Origin of the sequence: Streptomyces sp. NPDC051315, from assembly GCF_044455165.1 — a bacterium.
Classification (GTDB): Bacteria; Actinomycetota; Actinomycetes; order Streptomycetales; family Streptomycetaceae; genus Streptomyces.
Map to the genome: position 1 here is coordinate 425,631 of NZ_JBITEN010000003.1, position 18,642 is coordinate 444,272.

An 18,642-nucleotide genomic window follows, 5' to 3' on the forward strand; every position below is an offset into this window, starting at 1 on the left:
GGTGCGTCTGCCGGTGCGACCGCCCGTGTGACCGCCTGTGCGTCCGCTGTGACGGTTCGGCCACCCGTCGCGCTGTGATCAACATGCGCCTCATATTCGAACGCACGCCCGATAGTTCTCGTCGTCTCCCGTCCGCGCCCGCCGGCCGCGCCGCCCGCCGTCTGGCCCTCGTCGTGGCCGTCGCCACCGTCCCCGCCCTCGCCCTTCCCCCGGCCGCCCACGCCACGGACCCGACGACGGCCTCGGAACTCGTCCTGCCCACCCCGGCGAAGTACGTCCCGGTCCAGGACACCCTGTACGCCGCGGGCGACACCGGCTACCTCCACCGCCGCGAGACGACCGACGGCACCACACCGACCTACCAGTGGCGGGGCTACGACGGGACCGAGCGCACGGTCGAGAACTTCACCGGCACGGTGCCGGGCCAGCAGGGCCACTACGGCGCCGGGACGGACATCCTGCCCGTGCCGGTCGGCGCGAGCGGTGTCGTCGGGCTGCGCGACCCGGCGACCGGCGAGTCGACGCAACTGACCGTGCCGGACGGGCAGTACACGGTCGGCTCCTTCGGCCGGACGGTGCTGACGATCTCGTACAACGAGGTCTGGCAGGTGGACAGGCTGCACATCCTCCGCGTCCAGGACGGCGTCACCGTCGACCTCCCGGTCGACCCGGCGGAGGGGGAGCGGTTCGACCGGTACCCGGTCGTGGCCGGGGACGGACAGGTCGCCGTCGTGCGGTTCCTGCGCGGGCGCACGCTCGGCGTCCTCGACCTGACCACCGGCGCCCTCACGGCCGTCACCTCCGGCGTCGCCGTCGACGAGTCCTGGAACATCCAGGCCGCCGTCTCACCGACCCACATCGCCTGGTACCAGCAGGGCATGACCACGGCCCGCGTCGTGCGCCGCGACGACCCGGCCGGGACCCAGACCCTGGTCGCCGTACCGTCGAACGGCGCGGACATTCCCGTCGTCGGACTGGCCGGCGACTGGCTGCTGACCGGCTACCGGCCCGCCGCCGCCACCGAGCAGAACCCGCCGCTGCGCCGCGGCGGCCCCCTCAAAGCCACCCCGCTGGGCGGCGGTTCACCGGTCACCCTGCTGGCCGCCGCCCAGCCCGACCTGTTCCAGGTCCCCGGCGGCGGCGCGGTCACCGTGGGCGGCGCGGACGCCGGCGACTGGGCGGTGCGCCGGGTCGAGGTCGCGGCGGACGGCGGTCTGCGCCTGCGCACCCTGGCCACGGTGCCCTCCAGACCGGCCGTGGTGCGCGGGATCGCGCTCTCCGGCGGCCGGTTGGTCACCAAGGAGGAGGACAGCGCGCCGCGCCCCGCCTACCTGACCCGCGAGGTGACGCTCACCGGGACGCCGTCGGCGGGCGAGCGCGCCGAGCTCACCACCGCACCGCCCGGCGACGCCTACGGCCGGCCGCTGGGCGCCGGGGACGGCTCCGTCGTCCACGTCCGGCACGACGACGCCACCCAGCGCGACGTCGTCGTGCGCGCCACCGCGTCCGGCACCCGCGCCGAGGTCGTCCCCTTCGACCGGGCCACCCCCGCGACCAGCGGGCGCGGCCTGCGCGACGCCGCCGGCCGGTACGCCGTGTACGGCGGCGGCGACGAACGGGCGGTCATCGACTTCGAGGCACCCGGCGGGGCGGCGGTGGTGCGGCGGCTCACCACCCCGGCCGCCGCGCTGTGGGGCTCCACGCTGTGGACCACGGACGGCACGGGCGGACGGATCGAGGCCCGCGACCTGGCGACCGGCACGGTCACCTCGTACGCCGTCGGCGCCTCCTGCGTGATCCGCGACCTCCAGACCGTCGGCCGCTGGGTGTACTGGGACTGCCTGGGTCAGGACACCGTGGGCGGCGACCCGTCCACCCCGTTCGGCGTGTACGACCTGCGGACCGGCGCCACCATCGCCCTCCCGCAGCGCGGCGAACTCGGCGACGGCTTCGTCGTCGACCACGACACCGCCGCCGGCCGGCTCCAGCTCACCGACTTCCACACCGGCACCGCCACCGGGCCCCGCACCCTCACCGACCTGCCCGTCGTGTCGACGTGGAAGAACCACGACGTCGACAAGTTCGGCGGCGGCGTCGCCTGGCTGGACGGCGCCGGACAGGCCCACGTCGTCCCGAGCGGCGTCCCCGCCCAGCCGCTCGCCGTCACCACGGCCGCCGCGCCCGCGGTCTACACCCGCACCGCGGGCGCCACCTGGAACCCGGTGTGGCGGCTGTCGAAGCCGGCCACCGGCGCCACGCTGGTGATCAAGCGCAGGACGAAGGTCCTGCGCACCCTCGACGCCACCGCCGTGGGCGCCGCCCTGACCGCCGGCTGGGACGGCACCCTCGCCGACGGCACCCGGGTGGCGGCGGGTACGTACACCTGGGAACTCACGGCCGCGCCCCGGGACGGCACCGGAGCGGGCCTGACCCTGACGGGCACGCTCACCGTGACGGACCCGGCCTGACACCACCGGTCCCGGCCAGCGGTCCCCGGCCCGGCGCACCCGCCGTCGGGCCGGGGACCCGCCCGGTGCCCGGCATCCCGGGCCCCGGGCGTCAGCCCTGCTTCGGCGCCGCCTGCTGGACCACCTCGAAGGACCACAGCGTCGCGTCCGTCGCGGCGGGCTTCGGCCGCTCGCCGCTCCCCTCCGCGGAGCCGCCGCCGTGCGCCGCCTGGCCCCGCCCGGACATCCACTTCTGGAAGTCCTCCTCGGTGCGCCAGCGGGTGTACACGAGGTAGGTGTCGGTGCCCTCCACCGGGCGCAGCAGCTCGAACCACTCGAAGCCGTCCGAGCTCTCCACCGCGCCCGCCCGGGCGGCGAACCGCTTCTCCAGCGTCTCGCGCTGCTCTTCGGGGACCGTGAGTACGTTGATCTTGACGATGCTCATGGGCCCATTGTCCGCCGGAAACCCGTCGCCACGCGCGGGTGGGGCCGGCAGCCCGCGCTCGTGTCCCGGCGGACGGGGACCGGCTCGACGGCGGCTCCCCCGCCCATGGCCGCGGCCGGATCCGGGGTCCCCGCGCCCGGCTGGTCCGCGCATCGCCGCGTGCGGCGGTTTCCCGTCGGGCGTCTGCGTGCCGGGCCGCTCGTCCCGTTCGCGGGCACGGTCCGCCTAGGCCCTGTCGTCACATTCCCGTCTGCCCCGCGACGCCATGCACGCACTCTCGCCGCACCGGGCCCAGACCCGAGTACATCCAGTACGAGGGTCAGGGCCCGGCACACCGAGAGCACGCACCTGACGCCGCAGGGCCGCCCTTCGGGCGACGACGGGAATGTGACGACAGGGCCTAGGAGCCGCCCGCCCGCACCGCGTACACCCAGCGCCTGCCGGCGTACTCGCTGACGTTCCAGATCACGGACTCGCCGTACGCCCAGCCGGACGCCCCGCTGCTGTGGTAGCTGAGGTCCTCGCAGCCGACGGCCAGGTCGCCGACCGTGGTCGCGGTGTCGGCGCCGGAGGTGAAGGTGCGCAGGGCGCCGGTGCCGGACGGCCCGTTGCTCACGGACAGGTAGTGCCTGCCGTTGCGGGAGACGACACCCTGGATCTTGCGCTGGGCGACGCTCACGGCCTCGGTCGCGGTGGGCGAGGCGAGGTGGCGGGTGGTGTGGTCGAGGTTCCAGCGGACCACCTTGGGGGTGGCGGTGCTGGGCTCGCCCGTGCCGGTGAAGGCGCCGTCCGTGTAGCTGACGGTGCCGGCGGTCGAGTACTCGCTGACCACGAGGGAGTCGGGGGTACTGGCGCGGTCCAGGCCGATCGTCGTGTAGCGCAGGTAGGCGCCGGTGTTGTCGTAGGCGTGGCTCTGCGGCAGGACGTACTGGTAGCCGTAGCCGTAGTACCGGCCGTCGGTGTGCAGACCGCACACGTCGCCCTCGCCGGTGGCCACCCTGAGGAGGGCGCGCAGGTCGAAGACGCGCAGCCCCTTGTACGTGTCGACGACGTACAGCAGGTCGCCATACCACATGATGCCGCCGGCGTGCTTGCGCACCGGGGCGAAGGAGGGGGCGCCGGTGCCGGTCGTGACGGGTTCGACCAGCAGCACGTGCTGGTAGCGCGGGGCGGCCGGGTCGGAGTGGTCGACGAAGGTCAGCCGCATGCCCTTGTCGAGCGGGTACTCGTCGACGCCGTCGGCGTCGGGGTCGGTCTCGAAGAACCAGGAGACGAGGACGACCTTGTTGCTCCCGCCCGCCGGATAGAGGCCGTTGCCGTAGGCGTCGGCGCTGGTGGTGACGCCCTGCGGGATCCAGTAGTCGACGGCCTGGTCGGCGCTGTCCCAGGTGAACCCGGTCCGGAAGGCCTCGACCGTGCCGGGGGCGGTGGTGAGGCGGGTGGCCCTGCGGTTGGTCCCGGCGATCACCGTGGCGACGTCCACCCGGGTCAGCACGTCCGCCAGTCCGGCCGCCAGGCCGGTGAACTCGCCGTACCGGTTGGCGGAGCGACTGGTGAGCCTGAACTGCCCGGCGTCGAGGGTGGCCGCGTGCGCGGCGGCGGGGGAGATCAGGCCACCGGCCACCCCGACGAACGGGGAGGCCGCCATGCCCTTGAGGATCGCTCTGCGCGTCGTGGTCATGGCCGGCCAAACTAGGCGAACGCGATCACCCGGCACAACGACGTTTCCCGTCCGGCCGCGCGAGGGATGGCCCGGCGACTCCCGGTTCAAAGGGAAGAACGTTTCTTCGTCTGCCTCCTCGACTTTCCGTGCGATATGCCCCGGAGTTGACCGGCAACCGGCCGTCTCTGTCCATCCATATGAACAGAAATCAAGGACACGTCTATTGACGTGTCCAGGTCGACACTCCAAGCTGCCGGTGGAAAGCGCTTTCCGACCAGTCGACGACCCGCACCGTCCTGGAGAGGGAGACCCCACGATGCGTTTGAGATCCGCCCTGGCGTGCGCCGGCCTGCTGGCAGGCGCGCTCGCCGCGCTGTCCGGCCCCACGGCGCAGGCCGCGACCACCCGCTACGAGGCCGAGACCTCCCCGGCGGTCTGCACCGGCACCATCGACTCCGACTGGGCCGGCTACTCCGGCAGCGGATTCTGCAACGCCACCAACGCGACCGGCGCCCACGCCCAGTTCACCGTGAACGCCGCCACCGCCGGCACCGCGACGCTGAACGTCCGCTTCGCCAACGGCACCACCACCGCCCGCCCGGCCTCGCTCATCGTCAACGGCACGACGGTGCAGACCCCGTCCTTCGAGGGCACCGGCGCCTGGTCGACCTGGGTCGGCAAGACCCTGACGGTCACGCTCAACGCGGGCAGCAACACCGTCCGGCTCAGCCCGACCGTCGCCGCCGGCCTGCCCAACATCGACTACCTGGACGTCGAGACCAGCGGCAGCACCCCGCCGGCGAGCGGCGCGCTGTACGTGGCGCCGAACGGCACCGACGGCGCGGCCGGGACCCAGGCCGCCCCCACCACCCTCACCTCGGCGATCAGCCGTGTCGCCGCCGGCGGGACGATCTACCTGCGCGGCGGGACGTACACCCACACGTCGACCGTCACCATCCCGCAGACCAGCAACGGCACCGCCGCCGCACGGACCACCCTGGCCGCCTACCCGGGCGAGACGCCGGTGCTCAACTTCGCCGCCCAGACCGAGAGCTCGTCGAACCGCGGACTTCAGCTGTACGGCTCGTACTGGCACGTCAAGGGCATCGTCGTCGAGCGCGCCGGTGACAACGGCATCTACGTCGGCGGCAGCCACAACGTCATCGAGCGCACGGTGACCCGCTACAACCGGGACACGGGCCTCCAGCTCGGGCGGATCTCCTCCACCACCCCCGCCGCCCAGTGGCCCTCCGGCAACCTGGTCCTGAGCGCCGAGTCCCACGACAACGCCGACTCCGACGGCGAGGACGCCGACGGGTTCGCCGCGAAGCTCACCACCGGGACCGGCAACGTCTTCCGGTACGCCGTGGCCCACCACAACATCGACGACGGCTGGGACCTCTACACCAAGCCGGACACCGGCCCCATCGGCCCGGTGACCATTGAGGACTCCCTCGCCTACGGCAACGGCACCCTCAGCGACGGCACCGTGAACTCCAACGGCGACCGCAACGGCTACAAGCTCGGCGGCGACGACATCGCCGTCGACCACGTCGTCCGGCGCAGCATCGCCTTCCAGAACGGCAAGCACGGGTTCACGTACAACAGCAACCCGGGCTCGATGGCCGTCTCCGGCAACCTCAGCATCGACAACACCCAGCGCAACTACTCCTGGGACGCCGGGACCTCGGTGTTCCGGAACAACACGTCGTGCCGCTTCACCGTCAGCGGCTCCAACGACAAGACCGTCGGTGACGCCGACAGCACCAACCAGTTCTGGACCGGCTCCAACGGCTCCCGGTGCTCCTCGTACAGCGGCGCCCTGGGCTGGTCCTTCGCCTCGGACGGCCGGCTCGTCGTGACCCTCGGCGGGAAGCAGGTCACGCTGTAGCCGACGCGGTGATCGTCCGCGCCGACGTGGTGTCCGTCCGCGCCGACGCGGTGACCTTCCGCGCCGCCCGGGGCGGCGGACGACCCCCGGTCCCTCTCGGGCCGGGGGTCGTTTGCTGTGCCGGAAAGGAGTATTTCCGCCCGAAATGCGGAAATATAGCCCTGGGATATGTCGGTGGTGACCCGAGACCGACGATCCAGCCCTTCCGCGGCCGCACCGGTCAGGAGCCGCACCCGTCAGAAGAGGCGCGCGATGGATCCATGGCTGATCTGGTTGATCACCGCAGCGGTGCTCGCTGTGGCGGAGATCCTCACACTCACCGCCGCGCTCGGCATGCTGGGTGCGGCCGCGTTGGTCACCGCGGGATTCGCCGCGGTCGGGCTGCCCCTTCCCCTCCAGTTCCTGGTGTTCACCGTCGTCGCCACCGCCAGCGTGCTGTTCGTGCGGCCCATCGCGCTGCGCCACGTGCTCCAGCCCCAGGCCCAGCGGTTCGGCATCGACGCGCTGGTCGGCAGAGCCGCCTATGTCGTCTCGGAGGTGACGGGCCTCGGCGGCAGGGTCCGCATCGACGGCGAGGAGTGGACGGCCCGCGCCTACGACGAGACGCTGGTGATCCCTCCCGGAGCGACTGTCGACGTCATAGAGATCAGCGGCACCACCGCGCTCGTCTACCCCCGGGACTGAGACATGGAGACCTCGGCGTACCTCATCGCTGGCCTGATCGTCGCGCTGATCGCGGTATTCACCGTGGTGCGGGCGGTCCGTATCGTGCCCCAGGCGCGCGCTCGCAACGTCGAGCGGCTCGGCCGCTACCACCGGACCCTGAAACCCGGCCTCAACCTCGTCATCCCTTACATCGACCGCGTGTATCCGGTGATCGACCTGCGGGAACAGGTCGTCTCCTTCAAACCGCAACCGGTCATCACCGAGGACAACCTGGTCGTCGAGATCGACACCGTGCTGTACTTCCAGGTCACCGACCCGCGAGCGGCGTTCTACGAGATCGCGAACTTCCTCCAGGCCGTCGAGCAGCTGACCGTCACCACTTTGCGCAACGTCGTCGGCTCCATGGACCTGGAGAAGACCCTCACCTCCCGCGACACCATCAACAGTCAGCTCCGCGGGGTGCTGGACGAGGCCACCGGCAAGTGGGGACTGAGGGTCAACCGGGTGGAGATCAAGGCCATCGACCCCCCTCAGTCCATCAAGGACGCGATGCAGAAGCAGATGCGTGCCGAGCGGGACAAGCGGGCCGCGATCCTCGGCGCCGAAGGACAACGCCAGTCGCAGATCCTCACCGCCGAGGGCGACAAGCAGGCCGCCGTCCTGCGCGCCGAGGGCAACCGCACGGCCGCGATCCTCCAGGCCGAGGGCCAGTCGCGGGCCGTCGACGAGGTGTTCCAGGCCGTGCACCGCAACGACCCCGACCCCAAGCTGCTCGCCTACCAGTACCTCCAGATGCTGCCCCAGCTCGCGCAGAACTCCGGCAGCACCTTCTGGGTGATCCCCAGCGAGGTCACCTCCGCGCTCCAGGGGGTCTCCCGCGCCTTCAACGAGGCGCTCCCCCCGTCGCCGGCCACCCGCGAGAAGCCTTCGGACGACATGGCCGCCCAGGCCGCCGACGACGCCGCGCAGGCCGCGGAGGCCGCTGCCAAGGCCCTCGCCGACGCGGCCACCGCCGACACCGCCACCTCCGGCGCCCTGCGGGCCCGCTCTCTCACCGACCGCGGATGACCCAGCGGCCGTGAACGGGGCCGAGCGCCTCCTCGGCCCCGCCACACAGGGCCGGCGCCCGGAGCCCACGACCCTCGACACTGCCCACGCCCCACGGCCTCCCCCACGACACCGCCTGGTCCCCACGGCGGACTGGCGCCACCCGCACCCTCATCACGCGCTTCCTCGCCTCCCCCGCCCCCGGCACCCACCCGGCACCCCCCGGAACACCTGGCCGAGCTCACCGTCCGCGAGCGCGAGGTGATGGCGCTGGCGGCCGAGGGGCGGTCCCACACCGAGATCGCCGTCGTCCTCGTGCTCAGCCCGCTGACCGTGCGGACCCGCATTCATCGCGCGATGACCAAGCCGGGTGTGCGCGACCGCGCCCAGCTGGTCGTCGTCGCCCACCAGACGGGCCTCGTCCAGGCCGCCCCGCCGGCCCCCTGAGCCGGGCTCCTGCGTCAGCCCCGCGGCTCGGTGATGTTGACCATCCACGGGACGCCGAACCGGTCCGCGCACATGCCGAACACATCGCCCCACATCTGCTTCTCGAGCGGCACGGACACCGAGCCGCCGGCGGACAGCTTCTCCCAGTAGCCGCGCAGCTCGGCGTCGTCGTCGCCGCTCAGGCTCACGGCGAAGTTGTTGCCGGCGGCGTGCTCCATGCCGGGCGGGGCGTCGGCGCCCATCAGGGTGAAGCCGCTCGGCGTCTCCAGCATGCCGTGCATGACCTTGTCGGCCCCCGGGGCGTCCGACTCGCCGAAGTCGCCGTAGGAGTTGATCCGCAGGTCGCCGCCGAAGACCTCCCGGTAGAACTCCAGCGCCTGCCGGGCGTCGCCGTCGAAGCTGAGATACGGGTTGAGACGCGAGGCCATGAAATCTCCCTTAACTGGGCAAAACGGTCGACTGGACGGAGACTAGCGCGGGCCGTCGGCCTCCGCGAGCGTGTGCGCGACGAGCGCGTTGGCGTGACCGTGCCCCAGCCCGTGCTCGGCCTTCAGCCAGTTCACGAGCCCCATGTGCTTGCTCAGTGGCGAGGAGCGGATGAGCTCCTTCCACTCCGCTATCGGCCGGCCGTACTTCTTCTCGATGGAGGGAAAGTAGCTGGCGGGTCCCTTGGCGGTGGCGGTCATGTCGGTGTGGTGTCCCCTCTGTCCCGGCTGCCCTGGCCGTCCTGTCGTTCGGCCGCCCCGGCGCGATCGCCGTGCGGCGGTGTTCTCGCGGGGTGGGACCGGCGGAGGTACGCGAGATCATCGGGCGACCGGAGTGACCTGCGTCACCCTCGCGGCGCTCGGCCGTCACGTCGACGGTCACGGCCTCGGCTCGCGCGGTCCGCCCCGGCTCACCACCCGGTGCGCAGCAGATGGTTGAGGAGCGGGGTGAGCACCGCCTGCGCGGCCGGCCAGGCGCGCGGACGCGGGAGGAACGCGCAGGCGGGGAGCAGCCACAGCGCGAAGGGCGGCCAGACGCGTTCCGTCTCCGCCTTGCTCATGCCGGACAGGTCGGCCACGAGGAGGGTGAACGCCGTCGGCACGACCGCCACCCCGGCGAGCAGCCACGCGGGCACTGGTGTCCCCCGCCCGGGACCGCCCACCGTCTCCCGGCGTGGGGCGCTGTGGGTGGTCGGTGGGGGTCGCTGGTGCTGTTCGGTACGCCGGGCGCAGCTTCGACGGGCCGCTGCGGGAGACCGCCCTGCTCATCCCGCACGGAGGCCCGGACCCGGGCGGCGGTCCGAGCGGCTTCCAGACCACCAAGACAGCCGCCCACGCGGGGCTCACCGCGGCGATGACCGGCGAGGACGCCTGGCGGCCCGAGCACACCGGCCGCACCGGACCGGCCGCCTCAGCCGCGCCGACCCGCTCCGGCGATGAACCGGCACCGCCGGTGACCAGTACCCGCATGCGGCCACGCCAGGCCCGCGCCGACGCCGCGCCCCGTGACCCGTCCGGCCCGTCATGACTCCGTGAGGACGGGAGCGCGGGCGCGCGTGTCACCAGGCGCCGGGGCCCCCGTCCCGCCGCCGGTCGGTCCCGTCGTCGAAACCTGACTCGGCGAGGGCCAGCATGTGCGGGGCCGTCAGCGCGTTGCGCGGATCGGAGGCGGTGGTCAGCAGCCAGGTGGCCGCCGCGACGGACTCACCGGGCGGGATGACCAGCAGCTCCCAGCGGCCCGCGGCGCCGCAGTCCAGGCTGATGGCGTGCGCCTCGACGTCGACGTCCGTCAGGGCCACCTCGATCGCCTGGCCGGGCGTCATGACCGTACGCGGGGCGTCCGGCCAGGCCGCGGTGTCCACGGTGACCCGGGTGACGGTCCCCAGGCCCGCGTCCAGCGAGCCGACCAGAGCGGGCAACTCCAGTTCCAGCGCGTCGCAGCGGGGCCACCAGGCGCCGTCCAGCGGGCCGTGGCCGGTGCCCGGGGCGAGTGTCAGCCGGGGCAGGGGCATCCGGTAGGTGCGCGCGGTCACGTCCATCGTGCGATCACGTCCCGTCCCGGACGGCTCACGGCCGTCCGCGGTGAAGCCGGCTACGTCCGGCCGCCGTCTCGGCTCACTGGTCCGAGTAGCCGATGTCCCCGACCGTCCAGGCACTCACGTCCCGCAACGCCACGCGGTACATGCCACCTGTGTCGGGGATGCCGAAGCTGCCCTGGAGGATCCGGGCGACATGGAAGTGCAGGTGCGTGGGCCGGCCCTCGTCCCCGGCTGACCCGCCGCCGTCGTCGGCGGTGGTGAACGCGGCGGCGAAGTGCCCCAGGTCCGCGGAGTCGCGCAGCACTTCCGCCACGCGCTCCTTCCACAGGGCGGCCGGGGCCAGCCGTCCGGTGATGACGGCTCCGGGGACGACCACGGTCAGGGACATCCGACTGCTGCGCTCCGACTCCACCAGCGCGGCGATGTCCACGAGCAGTTCGTCAGGGTGCGACATGCCTGAAGAGCCTAGTCGAGCGGGGTGGGGACGCGGGAGACGCAACAAGGGTTACCTGATCCACTGGCCGGTTCCGGAGGGTACTTCCGGGGCCGGCGTCGCCGCGGGGGCGTCGTGGCAGACGAAGCCGAGCCGGGTCAGCGCCCTGCGCATCTCGTGCGCGGTGAAGTCGCGGCGGTCCTGCTTGGTGATCACTTCCCCGACCTGCTTGACGGGGTACTTGTGGCTGCCGATGGTCACCGACACTCCGGTGACGGGTTCGGGCGTGATGCCCTCCATCGACCGCTCGACCTCGCTCTTGATCAGGTCGAAGGGGAAACGTGCGATGACACAGCGCATGATGCCTCAACAGGGTGTGGAAGGAACGCCGGAAGGGGGCGACCGCGCGCGAGCGGTCAGGGGGTGAGCGCGAGGACACCCAGGGCAAAGCCCTGCGCGTCGACCACGGGGGACACATCCAGTGTCCGGACCCGCATGGCGGCCTCGGCGTCGCCGAGACCCGCCGCCGAGGAGGTGAACGGCCCGCGGTCGAGCGGGATGTCCCGCAGCCGCGTCCGGTCGCTGAACCACGAGCCGCCGCGGTGGGCGGCGAGCTGGGCCCGGGTGACCAGACCGCAGCAGCGACCGTCGTCGTCCCGCAGGAGCAGGTGCGGGACGCGGGCACCGATGAGGACGGACAGGGCCACGTCCACCGTCATGTGGTCGTCGACCTGCGGTCCGGGAGCGTCCATGGCGTCACGGGCGGTCAGGCCGGTGCCGTCGGCCTCGTCGGCCCGCGGGGGCCGGCTCGGAACGTGCGTCAAGGGTGTCCTCTCCGCGTCAACGCTTCTCTCGCCGACGGCTTCTGACGTCAAGGGCTTCTCTCTTCGCCGGGGTCAGGCCTGTCGGCCGGTGTTCGAGGAAGCCTGTCGGCCGTTGTTCGAGGAGGAGCGCCGGGTCCTGCCGGACCGTCCGCTCCGGCCGCGGCCGCCGGACCCGGCGCGCTGGGGACGCTCGGAGCGCTCGGCGACCGGGGCGGCGATGACGACGGGCACTCCCGACGGGGTCCGGGCGCCGGTGATACGGCTCAGCTCGGCCTCGCCCGGGCGGACCCGGGCGGTGCGCGCGGTGATGCCGGCGTCGGCCATCAGGCGGTCCACCGCGCGGCGTTGGTGCGGCAGGACGAGGGTGACGACGGTGCCGGACTCGCCGGCGCGGGCGGTGCGTCCGCCGCGGTGCAGGTAGTCCTTGTGGTCGCCGGGCGGGTCGACGTTGACGACGAGGTCGAGGTTGTCGACGTGGATGCCGCGGGCCGCGACGTTGGTGGCCACCAGGACGGTGATGTGGCCGTCCTTGAACTGGGCGAGCGTGCGCGTGCGCTGCGGCTGCGACTTGCCCCCGTGCAGGGCCGAGGCGCGCACGCCGACGGACAGCAGGTGCTTGGCGAGGCGGTCCGCCGCGTGCTTGGTGTCCAGGAACATGATCACGCGTCCGTCGCGGGCGGCGATCTCCGTGGCGGTGGCGTGCTTGTCGGCGTCGTGCACGTGCAGCAGGTGGTGCTCCATGGTGGTCACCGCGCCCACGGGCGGGTCGACCGAGTGCACCACCGGGTCGTGCAGGTAGCGGCGGACCAGCAGGTCGACGTTGCGGTCCAGCGTGGCCGAGAACAGCAGCCGCTGGCCGCCCGGGGCCACCTGGTCGAGCAGGGCGGTGACCTGCGGCATGAAGCCCATGTCGGCCATCTGGTCGGCTTCGTCGAGGACGGTGAGGGCCACCCGGTCCAGACGGCAGTCGCCCCGGTCGATGAGGTCCTTGAGGCGGCCGGGTGTCGCCACGACGACCTCCGCGCCGCCGCGCAGCGCACTCGCCTGCCGGCCGATCGACATGCCGCCCACGACCGTCGCGAGCCGCAGCCGCAGCGCCCGGGCGTAGGGGGTGAGCGCGTCGGTGACCTGCTGGGCCAGTTCCCGGGTGGGGACGAGGACGAGGGCCAGGGGCTGGCGGGGTTCCGCCCGCTGTCCGTTCACCCGGGCCAGCATCGGCAGGCCGAAGGCGAGCGTCTTGCCCGAACCGGTGCGCCCGCGGCCCAGGACGTCCCGGCCGGCCAGCGCGTTCGGCAGCGTCGCCGCCTGGATCGGGAAGGGCACGGTCACGCCCTCGGAGCGCAGCGCGGTCAGCAGCGGCGCGGGCATGTCGAGGTCGGCGAACGCCTCGACGGCCGGCAGCGGCTCGGTGAGGGTGACCGGCAGGGCGAACTCACCCTGGCGCGGGGCCGGGCGGGAACCCTGGCCGTTCTTGCGCCGGGTGGCCGGACGGGAGTCCTGCCGACGGGTGTCCTGGGATCGGAAGCGGTTGCCCCGAGCGGTGTCACGGGTGCGGGTCATGGGGGACCTTCCTCGATGCGGCACGTATCGAGGAATTCCTCCCGGCGGCAAAGGGGCCGCACGAGTCGGCGGCAGGAAAGCCGCACGAGGATTCGCAAGAATGAGCCGAAGAAACGCGAAAAGAAGCCGAGCCTGGCGGGTACTGCGGGACAGCAATGGGCTGGGGCCCGCACCCCTAGAGTGCGGGCCCCAGCCACATTGGTTCGCGTCAGCGTCAGGCGGGAACGATGTTCTCGGCCTGCGGGCCCTTCTGGCCCTGCGTGACGTCGAAGGTCACCTTCTGGCCCTCCTGAAGCTCGCGGAAGCCGGAGGTGGCGATGTTCGAGTAGTGGGCGAACACGTCAGCGCCGCCGCCGTCCTGCTCGATGAAGCCGAAGCCCTTTTCCGCGTTGAACCACTTCACGGTGCCAGATGCCATATTGAATCTCCCTTGGGGGCAGTGCCGGAATCCGCACTTTACGGATGCCGAGTCGCCGCGATGATCACCCCTCCGGAAAGACCCGGAAAGCGCCGCAAAGAAACAAGTCTCTGGTAACCAAAACTGCAACTGCTATCACGCTAACACAGGTCTGCCGAAAACCCCATGTGTTTCAGGGCACTCGCCCCGGCGGCGCGCGCATTTCTGCATTGGCCGCACTAGATATCCGTACCGCGCCCGTCCAGGTTCTGGCGCATTTCCTCGTTCAGCCGGAGGGCCTCTTCGAGCTGGTCCTCGAGGATGATGATGCGGCACGCCGCCTCGACGGGAGTGCCCTGGTCGACGAGCTCCCGGGCCCGGCCGGCGATCCGCAGCTGGTAGCGGGAGTAGCGCCGGTGGCCGCCCTCCGAGCGCAGCGGGGTGATCAGCCTGGCCTCCCCGAGGGCCCGCAGGAAGGCGGGCGTGGTGCCGAGGAGGTCGGCGGCTCTCCCCATGGTGTACGCGGGGTAGTCGTCGTTGTCGAGGTTGCCGACGGCGGGGGAGTTCTCGGCGGGCATAGCACCTTCGTTTCGGGGACGCGGCGAGGGACTCGGGCGTGCTCGGCACCCGTGCTCCGAAGGACTCAGAACCATTTGCCTGGCGCGACAACCCTAACTCCGCCGGACGCGGAAATGTGCTCCCCCCGTGGGAGATTCCCGTCATCGCGCGGAGTGGTCCCGCGAGGCGAGCCGGAGACCGTGCCGTTCCCGACGGCGTCCTCGCCCCGGCCCGCAGGAGTAGCGTGGAACGGCCGAGGGCACGTCGTACGCCGGTGGCCGGGCCGGTCTCGTCCTCGGACGCAGGGCGACGCGGGCCGTGCGGGTCCGGGGTAGGTTCCGTGGCATGACATCCGACACCACACACCGCCGTTCGGAAGGGTCCGGGGAGCCCGGGGAGGAGCCCGGGAAGCGGGCCCGGGTGGAGGTCCGCATCGTCTCCGAGGACCCGGAAGCCGCCCGGCTGGTGGCCGACGCCCTCCGGCACCTCTTCGCCGGCGGCGAGCAGCGCAGCTATCCCGCGGACCCGTCGGGTACGGGTACCCGGCTCCACCTGACGCTCGACTGCTCGAAGGACTCCGACCCCCTCCGCTCCTGGCTCGACGCCAGCAGGCCCCCCGCCGACCGGACCCACCCGGACGAGATCTCCTGAGGGGGCGGACGGTCCCCGGCTCACGGACCCGATCTCCTGAGGGGCGGACGGTGCCCGGCTCGTGACCGCCCGGCATTCCTGGCCAGTGACCTCGTGTCCTGGCCGGTACCCGTCATGTCCCGGCCGCGGTGGGGGAGGGGAGGCCGGTGACGGCACGGCCTCCCCTCCCGGGACCGTCAGTTCCTGCCGAGGAGCTTGTTCATCTCGCTGATCTCGGCGGTCTGCGCGGTGACGATGTCGTCGGCCATCGCCACGGCGGGCTCGTACTCACCCTTGCTCTTCTGCGTGGTGGCCATCTCGACGGCACCCTCGTGGTGCTCGATCATCATGGTCACGAACATGGTGTCGAAGTCCGCGCCGGATGCCTTCCGCAGCTTCTCCATGTCCGCGGCGTCCATCATTCCGGGCATGCCGGAGTGCGCCGAGTGGTCCATGCCCGGCATCGACGACTCCGTGGAGCCGCCGGAGGCGGGCACGTCCTCGCCCCACGCCGTCAGCCAGCCGCTCATCGTCCTGATCTCCGGGTCCTGCGCCTTCTCGATCCGGGAGGCGAGGTCCTTGACCTGGGCGGACGAGGCCCGGTCGGGGGCGAGCCGCGCCATCTCCAGGGCCTGCTGGTGATGCGGGATCATGCCCTGCGCGAAGGCGACGTCCTGGGCGTTGTGCGCGCCGGCGGTGGCCTCGGCGCTCGCGGACGACGAGGCGCCGTGGCCCGAGTGGCCGCTGCCGCCGTCGGCGCTGCCGCAGCCGGCGAGGACGAGCGCGGCGGTGACGGCCGTGGCCGCCAGGGTGGCGCGGCGCGTCAGGGTACGGGTGCTGCTCATGCGTGAACTCCTGCTCGGTGGAAGGGATCGCGACAGACCGGTGCGCCACGTCGCGCAAGCGGTGCGACGCGGTGCGGCGGGCGGTGTCTAGATCCGCAGGAGCTGGAGTTCCGCCAGGGAGGGTGGCGCTCGGGCACCGTCCGGGGCGACGGCCGCGTACGGGCGGACCGCGTCGGCGCGTACGAGGGCGGCGACCGGGTCGGGCACGAGCGCCGGCAGCGCCGGCCCTCCGCTCACCCCGGCCGACGCGCAGGTCGGGTCGGCGTGGTGGAGGGGGCTGCCTCCGCAGTCCCCGTGCCCGGAGCAGTCGTCGTGGGCGACGACCGTGGCGGTGACCGTCATGGGCCGGGCGTGGGAGTGGTCCGCAAGGGCGCCGCCGGGCGCCAGACCGTGCATGCCGAGCAGCCCGGCCAGCAGCCCCAGCACGAGCAGCGCCCGCCACCGCCGCGCGGGCGGTTCGGCGGTGCGCTGCTCGGGACGGTTCACGGGCGTCATCCTAGGCGGGGGCTGCGAAGGGCGGCGTCAGTGACACTCGCGGGGCGCCCCCGTGGCGGTGTCAGTGGTAGGCGTGCACGACCGCGTGGCCCTTGCCACGGCCGATCATCCACTTGTTGACCGGCGTGGTGATCAGGAAGGCGACGGCGAACCCGCCCAGCAGGGCCGACCAGAAGAGCCCGTCGGCCAGGTGGGCGTCCATCGCGCCCGGAGTGAGGGCGATGATGAGGTTGTCGACGAACTCCATCACGGCGATCGAGACGGTGTCGGCGGCCAGCGCCACCTTGATCGCGCTTCTGAGGTCCAGGCCGGCCCGGATTACCGCGAACAGGGTGAACGAGTAGCCGAACAGGAACGCCAGGCCGATCGCCAGGGCCATGGTGGGCACGTTGGCCCAGCCCAGCGCGGTGCCTATCACCATGCCCAGGATCTCGCCGATGGCGCAGCCGGTCAGGCAGTGCAGGGTCGCCTTGACGGCCGTGCTCCAGGACGCCCCCGCGTGCCCACCGGGGTGCCCCGCGTGACCGTGGGCGGCGTGAGCGGCGTGGGGTGTGCGGCCGTGCGTGGTGTCGGTGTGATGAGCGCTGTGGTCCATGACTTCCATCCCCATTCCCATCCAGTGTGGCCCCGTTGCGGCGGCCTCACACTCATCAATGTATACCCCTAGGGGGTATATGTCACCCGGGTCGGGGACCGGGATACGGCCCCGTCTTTCCGGCGGGCGGACCGTCCCCGGCCTGACGCGAAACGGACGGGACGCCTTCCGCGGGCGCACACTGGAAGCGGGCTGTCGATGCTCACGAGGGGGTGTCGGCCGATGGCTGCTCCGCAGTGCCGAAGGGTGCGTCTGTGGAGGTGGCGGCGGAATCCGCTCAGGCGCCGCAGCGACCTCGTCGAGGCGTGGATCGTGCTCGCCGCCTGGGTGCTCGCCCTGCTGGGCGGCCTGGTCGCGGGATTCGTGACGGCGGACGCCGTCGAGGCGGAGGCCGAGCGGCAGCGGGCGCGCAGCCGTGAGGTCTCGGCCGTGGTGGTCGAGGACGTGAAGGACCGCGTGACCGCGCGGGCGGCGGTCGACCACCGGGTCTGGGCCACGGTGCGCTGGACCGCGCCGGACGGCCGGACGTACACCGACGAGGCGAGGGTGGCGCCCACGACGCCGTCCGGGAGCACGGTCACCGTATGGACGGACGGCGGAGGCCGGATCGCGGCCGAGCCGCTGACCGCGGGCGAGAGCCGGCTGCACGCGATCTCGGGCGGTGTGCTGGCGGCGGCGGCCACCTGCGGGGTGGTCATGGGCCTCGCCTGGGCCGTGCGGCTGGGGCTGGAACGACGCCGTCTGGCGCAGTGGGCCGCGGAGTGGGAACGGGTCGACAGCCGCTGGGGGTGGCCCACGCGCTGAGCGGGCCCGCCCACCGAGGGACTCGACGAGCCGTGCCCCTCGGTCAGCCCCGGTCAGTCGAAAGAGTCGCCCCTACCGTCGCGCCCGACCTCTTCCGCCCGTCGGGGGCGGTCTTTCCCGCCCGTCGGGGTCGGCCTGTTCCCGTCCGCCGGGGTCGGCCTGTCCCCCCCGGGGTCGGCCTGTCCCCGTCCGCCGTCGCGGTCGACCGTTCATGAGGAGCCCTCCGCACCGGACGCCCTGCGCAGCAGCCCTCTCTCCATCGCCACCACGACCGCCCTGGTCCGGTCGTTCACGTCGAGCTTGGCGAACAGGCGCAGCAGGTGGGTCTTCACCGTGGCCTCGGCGATGACGAGCCGCCGCCCGATCTCCGCGTTGGTCAGACCGTCCGCCACCGCGTTCAGCACGTCCGCCTCGCGAGCCGTGAGCGGGACCTGGGCGGGCTGCCGCATACGGGCGACCAGCCTCTCGGCCACCCGGGGCGCCAGCACCGTCTCACCGCGGGCCGCCGCGTGGATCGCGTCGACCAGCTGCTCCCGGGTGGTGTCCTTGAGGAGGTAGCCGATGGCGCCGGCCTCCACTCCGCGCTCGATCTCCGCGTCGGTGTCGTACGTCGTCAGGATCAGCACCCGGGTACGGGGATGGCGCGCCACGATCTCGGTCGTCGTGGCGACCCCGTCGAGCACCGGCATCCGCAGGTCGACCAGGGCGACGTCGGGCTCGTACCGCTCGACGAGTTCGAGGGCGGCGCGGCCGTCGCCCGCCTCGCCGACGATCTCGATGCCGGCGTCGGAGGCGAGGAGAGCCACCACTCCCGCCCGCATGACGGTGTGGTCGTCCACCACGATGATGCGGACCCCGCGCACCCCTCCGTC

23 protein-coding genes and 1 pseudogene are annotated in these 18,642 nt (G+C 72.6%); 8 read left to right on the plus strand and 16 right to left on the minus strand.

All coding sequences use genetic code 11. The annotated features are described in order from the left end of the window. Positions 1 to 83: 83 nt before the first annotated feature. Positions 84 to 2,468, plus strand: a complete 2,385-nt coding sequence (locus ACIBBD_RS08300; protein WP_399418494.1) for a FlgD immunoglobulin-like domain containing protein — start codon at positions 84 to 86, stop codon at positions 2,466 to 2,468. A 91-nt stretch (positions 2,469 to 2,559) separates the two neighbouring features. On the opposite strand, the gene ACIBBD_RS08305 is transcribed toward ACIBBD_RS08300, so the two are convergent. Together ACIBBD_RS08305 and ACIBBD_RS08310 are read right to left on the minus strand one after the other, a co-directional pair. Beyond that, positions 2,560 to 2,892: an antibiotic biosynthesis monooxygenase family protein gene (locus ACIBBD_RS08305; protein ID WP_399418495.1), complete on the minus strand. Its 333-nt coding sequence runs from the start codon at positions 2,890 to 2,892 to the stop codon at positions 2,560 to 2,562. Positions 2,893 to 3,292: 400 nt separating this feature from the next. After that, positions 3,293 to 4,573 carry a hypothetical protein gene (locus ACIBBD_RS08310; RefSeq protein ID WP_399418496.1) on the minus strand — a complete coding sequence of 427 codons (1,281 nt, stop codon included), beginning with the start codon at positions 4,571 to 4,573 and terminating at the stop codon, positions 3,293 to 3,295. A gap of 298 nt (positions 4,574 to 4,871) precedes the next feature. On the opposite strand from ACIBBD_RS08310, the gene ACIBBD_RS08315 reads away from it, so the two are divergent. From ACIBBD_RS08315 to ACIBBD_RS08330, 4 genes and pseudogenes are all read left to right on the plus strand, one after another. Continuing rightward, a complete protein-coding gene (locus tag ACIBBD_RS08315) occupies positions 4,872 to 6,446 on the plus strand; it encodes a carbohydrate-binding protein (RefSeq protein WP_399418497.1) in 1,575 nt (524 codons plus the stop codon). 252 nt (positions 6,447 to 6,698) lie between these two features. Then, entirely contained in the window at positions 6,699 to 7,130 is a 432-nt protein-coding gene (locus ACIBBD_RS08320; RefSeq protein ID WP_399418498.1) for an NfeD family protein, read from the plus strand. A 3-nt stretch (positions 7,131 to 7,133) separates the two neighbouring features. Continuing rightward, positions 7,134 to 8,180: an SPFH domain-containing protein gene (locus ACIBBD_RS08325; protein ID WP_399418499.1), complete on the plus strand. Its 1,047-nt coding sequence runs from the start codon at positions 7,134 to 7,136 to the stop codon at positions 8,178 to 8,180. A gap of 137 nt (positions 8,181 to 8,317) precedes the next feature. Beyond that, positions 8,318 to 8,606: pseudogene (locus tag ACIBBD_RS08330) on the plus strand (LuxR C-terminal-related transcriptional regulator); the annotation flags it as partial. 14 nt (positions 8,607 to 8,620) lie between these two features. On the opposite strand, the gene ACIBBD_RS08335 reads toward ACIBBD_RS08330, so the two are convergent. From ACIBBD_RS08335 to ACIBBD_RS08345, 3 genes are all read right to left on the minus strand, one after another. Beyond that, complete coding sequence (locus ACIBBD_RS08335) at positions 8,621 to 9,034, minus strand: VOC family protein (protein WP_399418500.1); 414 nt, start codon at positions 9,032 to 9,034, stop codon at positions 8,621 to 8,623. 42 nt (positions 9,035 to 9,076) lie between these two features. Then, positions 9,077 to 9,292, minus strand: a complete 216-nt coding sequence (locus ACIBBD_RS08340; protein WP_399418501.1) for a DUF4287 domain-containing protein — start codon at positions 9,290 to 9,292, stop codon at positions 9,077 to 9,079. A gap of 209 nt (positions 9,293 to 9,501) precedes the next feature. After that, a complete protein-coding gene (locus ACIBBD_RS08345) occupies positions 9,502 to 9,726 on the minus strand; it encodes a hypothetical protein (protein WP_399418684.1) in 225 nt (74 codons plus the stop codon). Between the two features lie 59 nt (positions 9,727 to 9,785). Here ACIBBD_RS08345 and ACIBBD_RS08350 point away from each other — a divergent pair, with 59 nt between their 5' ends. After that, positions 9,786 to 10,118 (plus strand): hypothetical protein, encoded by a 333-nt coding sequence (locus tag ACIBBD_RS08350; RefSeq protein ID WP_399418502.1) that lies wholly within the window; start codon positions 9,786 to 9,788, stop codon positions 10,116 to 10,118. Between the two features lie 31 nt (positions 10,119 to 10,149). Here the strand turns inward: ACIBBD_RS08350 and ACIBBD_RS08355 are convergent, their stop codons facing one another. From ACIBBD_RS08355 to ACIBBD_RS08385, 7 genes are all read right to left on the minus strand, one after another. Continuing rightward, on the minus strand, positions 10,150 to 10,629 hold the full coding sequence (locus tag ACIBBD_RS08355) for a DUF5994 family protein (RefSeq protein ID WP_399418503.1): 480 nt from the start codon (positions 10,627 to 10,629) through the stop codon (positions 10,150 to 10,152). 76 nt (positions 10,630 to 10,705) lie between these two features. Continuing rightward, complete coding sequence (locus ACIBBD_RS08360) at positions 10,706 to 11,083, minus strand: hypothetical protein (RefSeq protein ID WP_399418504.1); 378 nt, start codon at positions 11,081 to 11,083, stop codon at positions 10,706 to 10,708. Between the two features lie 51 nt (positions 11,084 to 11,134). Continuing rightward, entirely contained in the window at positions 11,135 to 11,422 is a 288-nt protein-coding gene (locus ACIBBD_RS08365; RefSeq protein ID WP_399418505.1) for an SCO5918 family protein, read from the minus strand. A gap of 56 nt (positions 11,423 to 11,478) precedes the next feature. Further along, positions 11,479 to 11,814 carry a CBS domain-containing protein gene (locus ACIBBD_RS08370; RefSeq protein WP_399418675.1) on the minus strand — a complete coding sequence of 112 codons (336 nt, stop codon included), beginning with the start codon at positions 11,812 to 11,814 and terminating at the stop codon, positions 11,479 to 11,481. 144 nt (positions 11,815 to 11,958) lie between these two features. Continuing rightward, positions 11,959 to 13,446, minus strand: coding sequence for a DEAD/DEAH box helicase (locus ACIBBD_RS08375; RefSeq protein ID WP_399418506.1), 1,488 nt, complete (start codon positions 13,444 to 13,446; stop codon positions 11,959 to 11,961). A 214-nt stretch (positions 13,447 to 13,660) separates the two neighbouring features. Beyond that, on the minus strand, positions 13,661 to 13,864 hold the full coding sequence (locus ACIBBD_RS08380; protein WP_007383480.1) for a cold-shock protein: 204 nt from the start codon (positions 13,862 to 13,864) through the stop codon (positions 13,661 to 13,663). 218 nt (positions 13,865 to 14,082) lie between these two features. Continuing rightward, positions 14,083 to 14,421 carry a MerR family transcriptional regulator gene (locus ACIBBD_RS08385; protein WP_399418507.1) on the minus strand — a complete coding sequence of 113 codons (339 nt, stop codon included), beginning with the start codon at positions 14,419 to 14,421 and terminating at the stop codon, positions 14,083 to 14,085. 325 nt (positions 14,422 to 14,746) lie between these two features. Between ACIBBD_RS08385 and ACIBBD_RS08390 the strand changes: the two genes are divergently transcribed. Further along, positions 14,747 to 15,052 carry a hypothetical protein gene (locus ACIBBD_RS08390; RefSeq protein ID WP_399418508.1) on the plus strand — a complete coding sequence of 102 codons (306 nt, stop codon included), beginning with the start codon at positions 14,747 to 14,749 and terminating at the stop codon, positions 15,050 to 15,052. Between the two features lie 176 nt (positions 15,053 to 15,228). Here ACIBBD_RS08390 and ACIBBD_RS08395 read toward each other — a convergent pair whose 3' ends face one another. The 3 genes from ACIBBD_RS08395 to ACIBBD_RS08405 all read right to left on the minus strand — a co-directional run bounded on the left by ACIBBD_RS08395 (position 15,229) and on the right by ACIBBD_RS08405 (position 16,966). Continuing rightward, the gene (locus tag ACIBBD_RS08395) at positions 15,229 to 15,876 is read right to left on the minus strand and encodes a DUF305 domain-containing protein (protein ID WP_399418510.1); all 648 of its coding nucleotides are present in this window, start codon (positions 15,874 to 15,876) and stop codon (positions 15,229 to 15,231) included. Between the two features lie 87 nt (positions 15,877 to 15,963). Further along, the gene (locus ACIBBD_RS08400; RefSeq protein WP_399418511.1) at positions 15,964 to 16,371 is read right to left on the minus strand and encodes a DUF6153 family protein; all 408 of its coding nucleotides are present in this window, start codon (positions 16,369 to 16,371) and stop codon (positions 15,964 to 15,966) included. A gap of 61 nt (positions 16,372 to 16,432) precedes the next feature. Next, entirely contained in the window at positions 16,433 to 16,966 is a 534-nt protein-coding gene (locus ACIBBD_RS08405; protein ID WP_399418676.1) for a DUF4396 domain-containing protein, read from the minus strand. 222 nt (positions 16,967 to 17,188) lie between these two features. On the opposite strand from ACIBBD_RS08405, the gene ACIBBD_RS08410 reads away from it, so the two are divergent. Next, a complete protein-coding gene (locus tag ACIBBD_RS08410) occupies positions 17,189 to 17,770 on the plus strand; it encodes a hypothetical protein (protein ID WP_399418512.1) in 582 nt (193 codons plus the stop codon). Positions 17,771 to 17,979: 209 nt separating this feature from the next. On the opposite strand, the gene ACIBBD_RS08415 is transcribed toward ACIBBD_RS08410, so the two are convergent. Beyond that, positions 17,980 to 18,633: a response regulator gene (locus ACIBBD_RS08415; protein WP_399418513.1), complete on the minus strand. Its 654-nt coding sequence runs from the start codon at positions 18,631 to 18,633 to the stop codon at positions 17,980 to 17,982. Positions 18,634 to 18,642 lie beyond the last annotated feature (9 nt).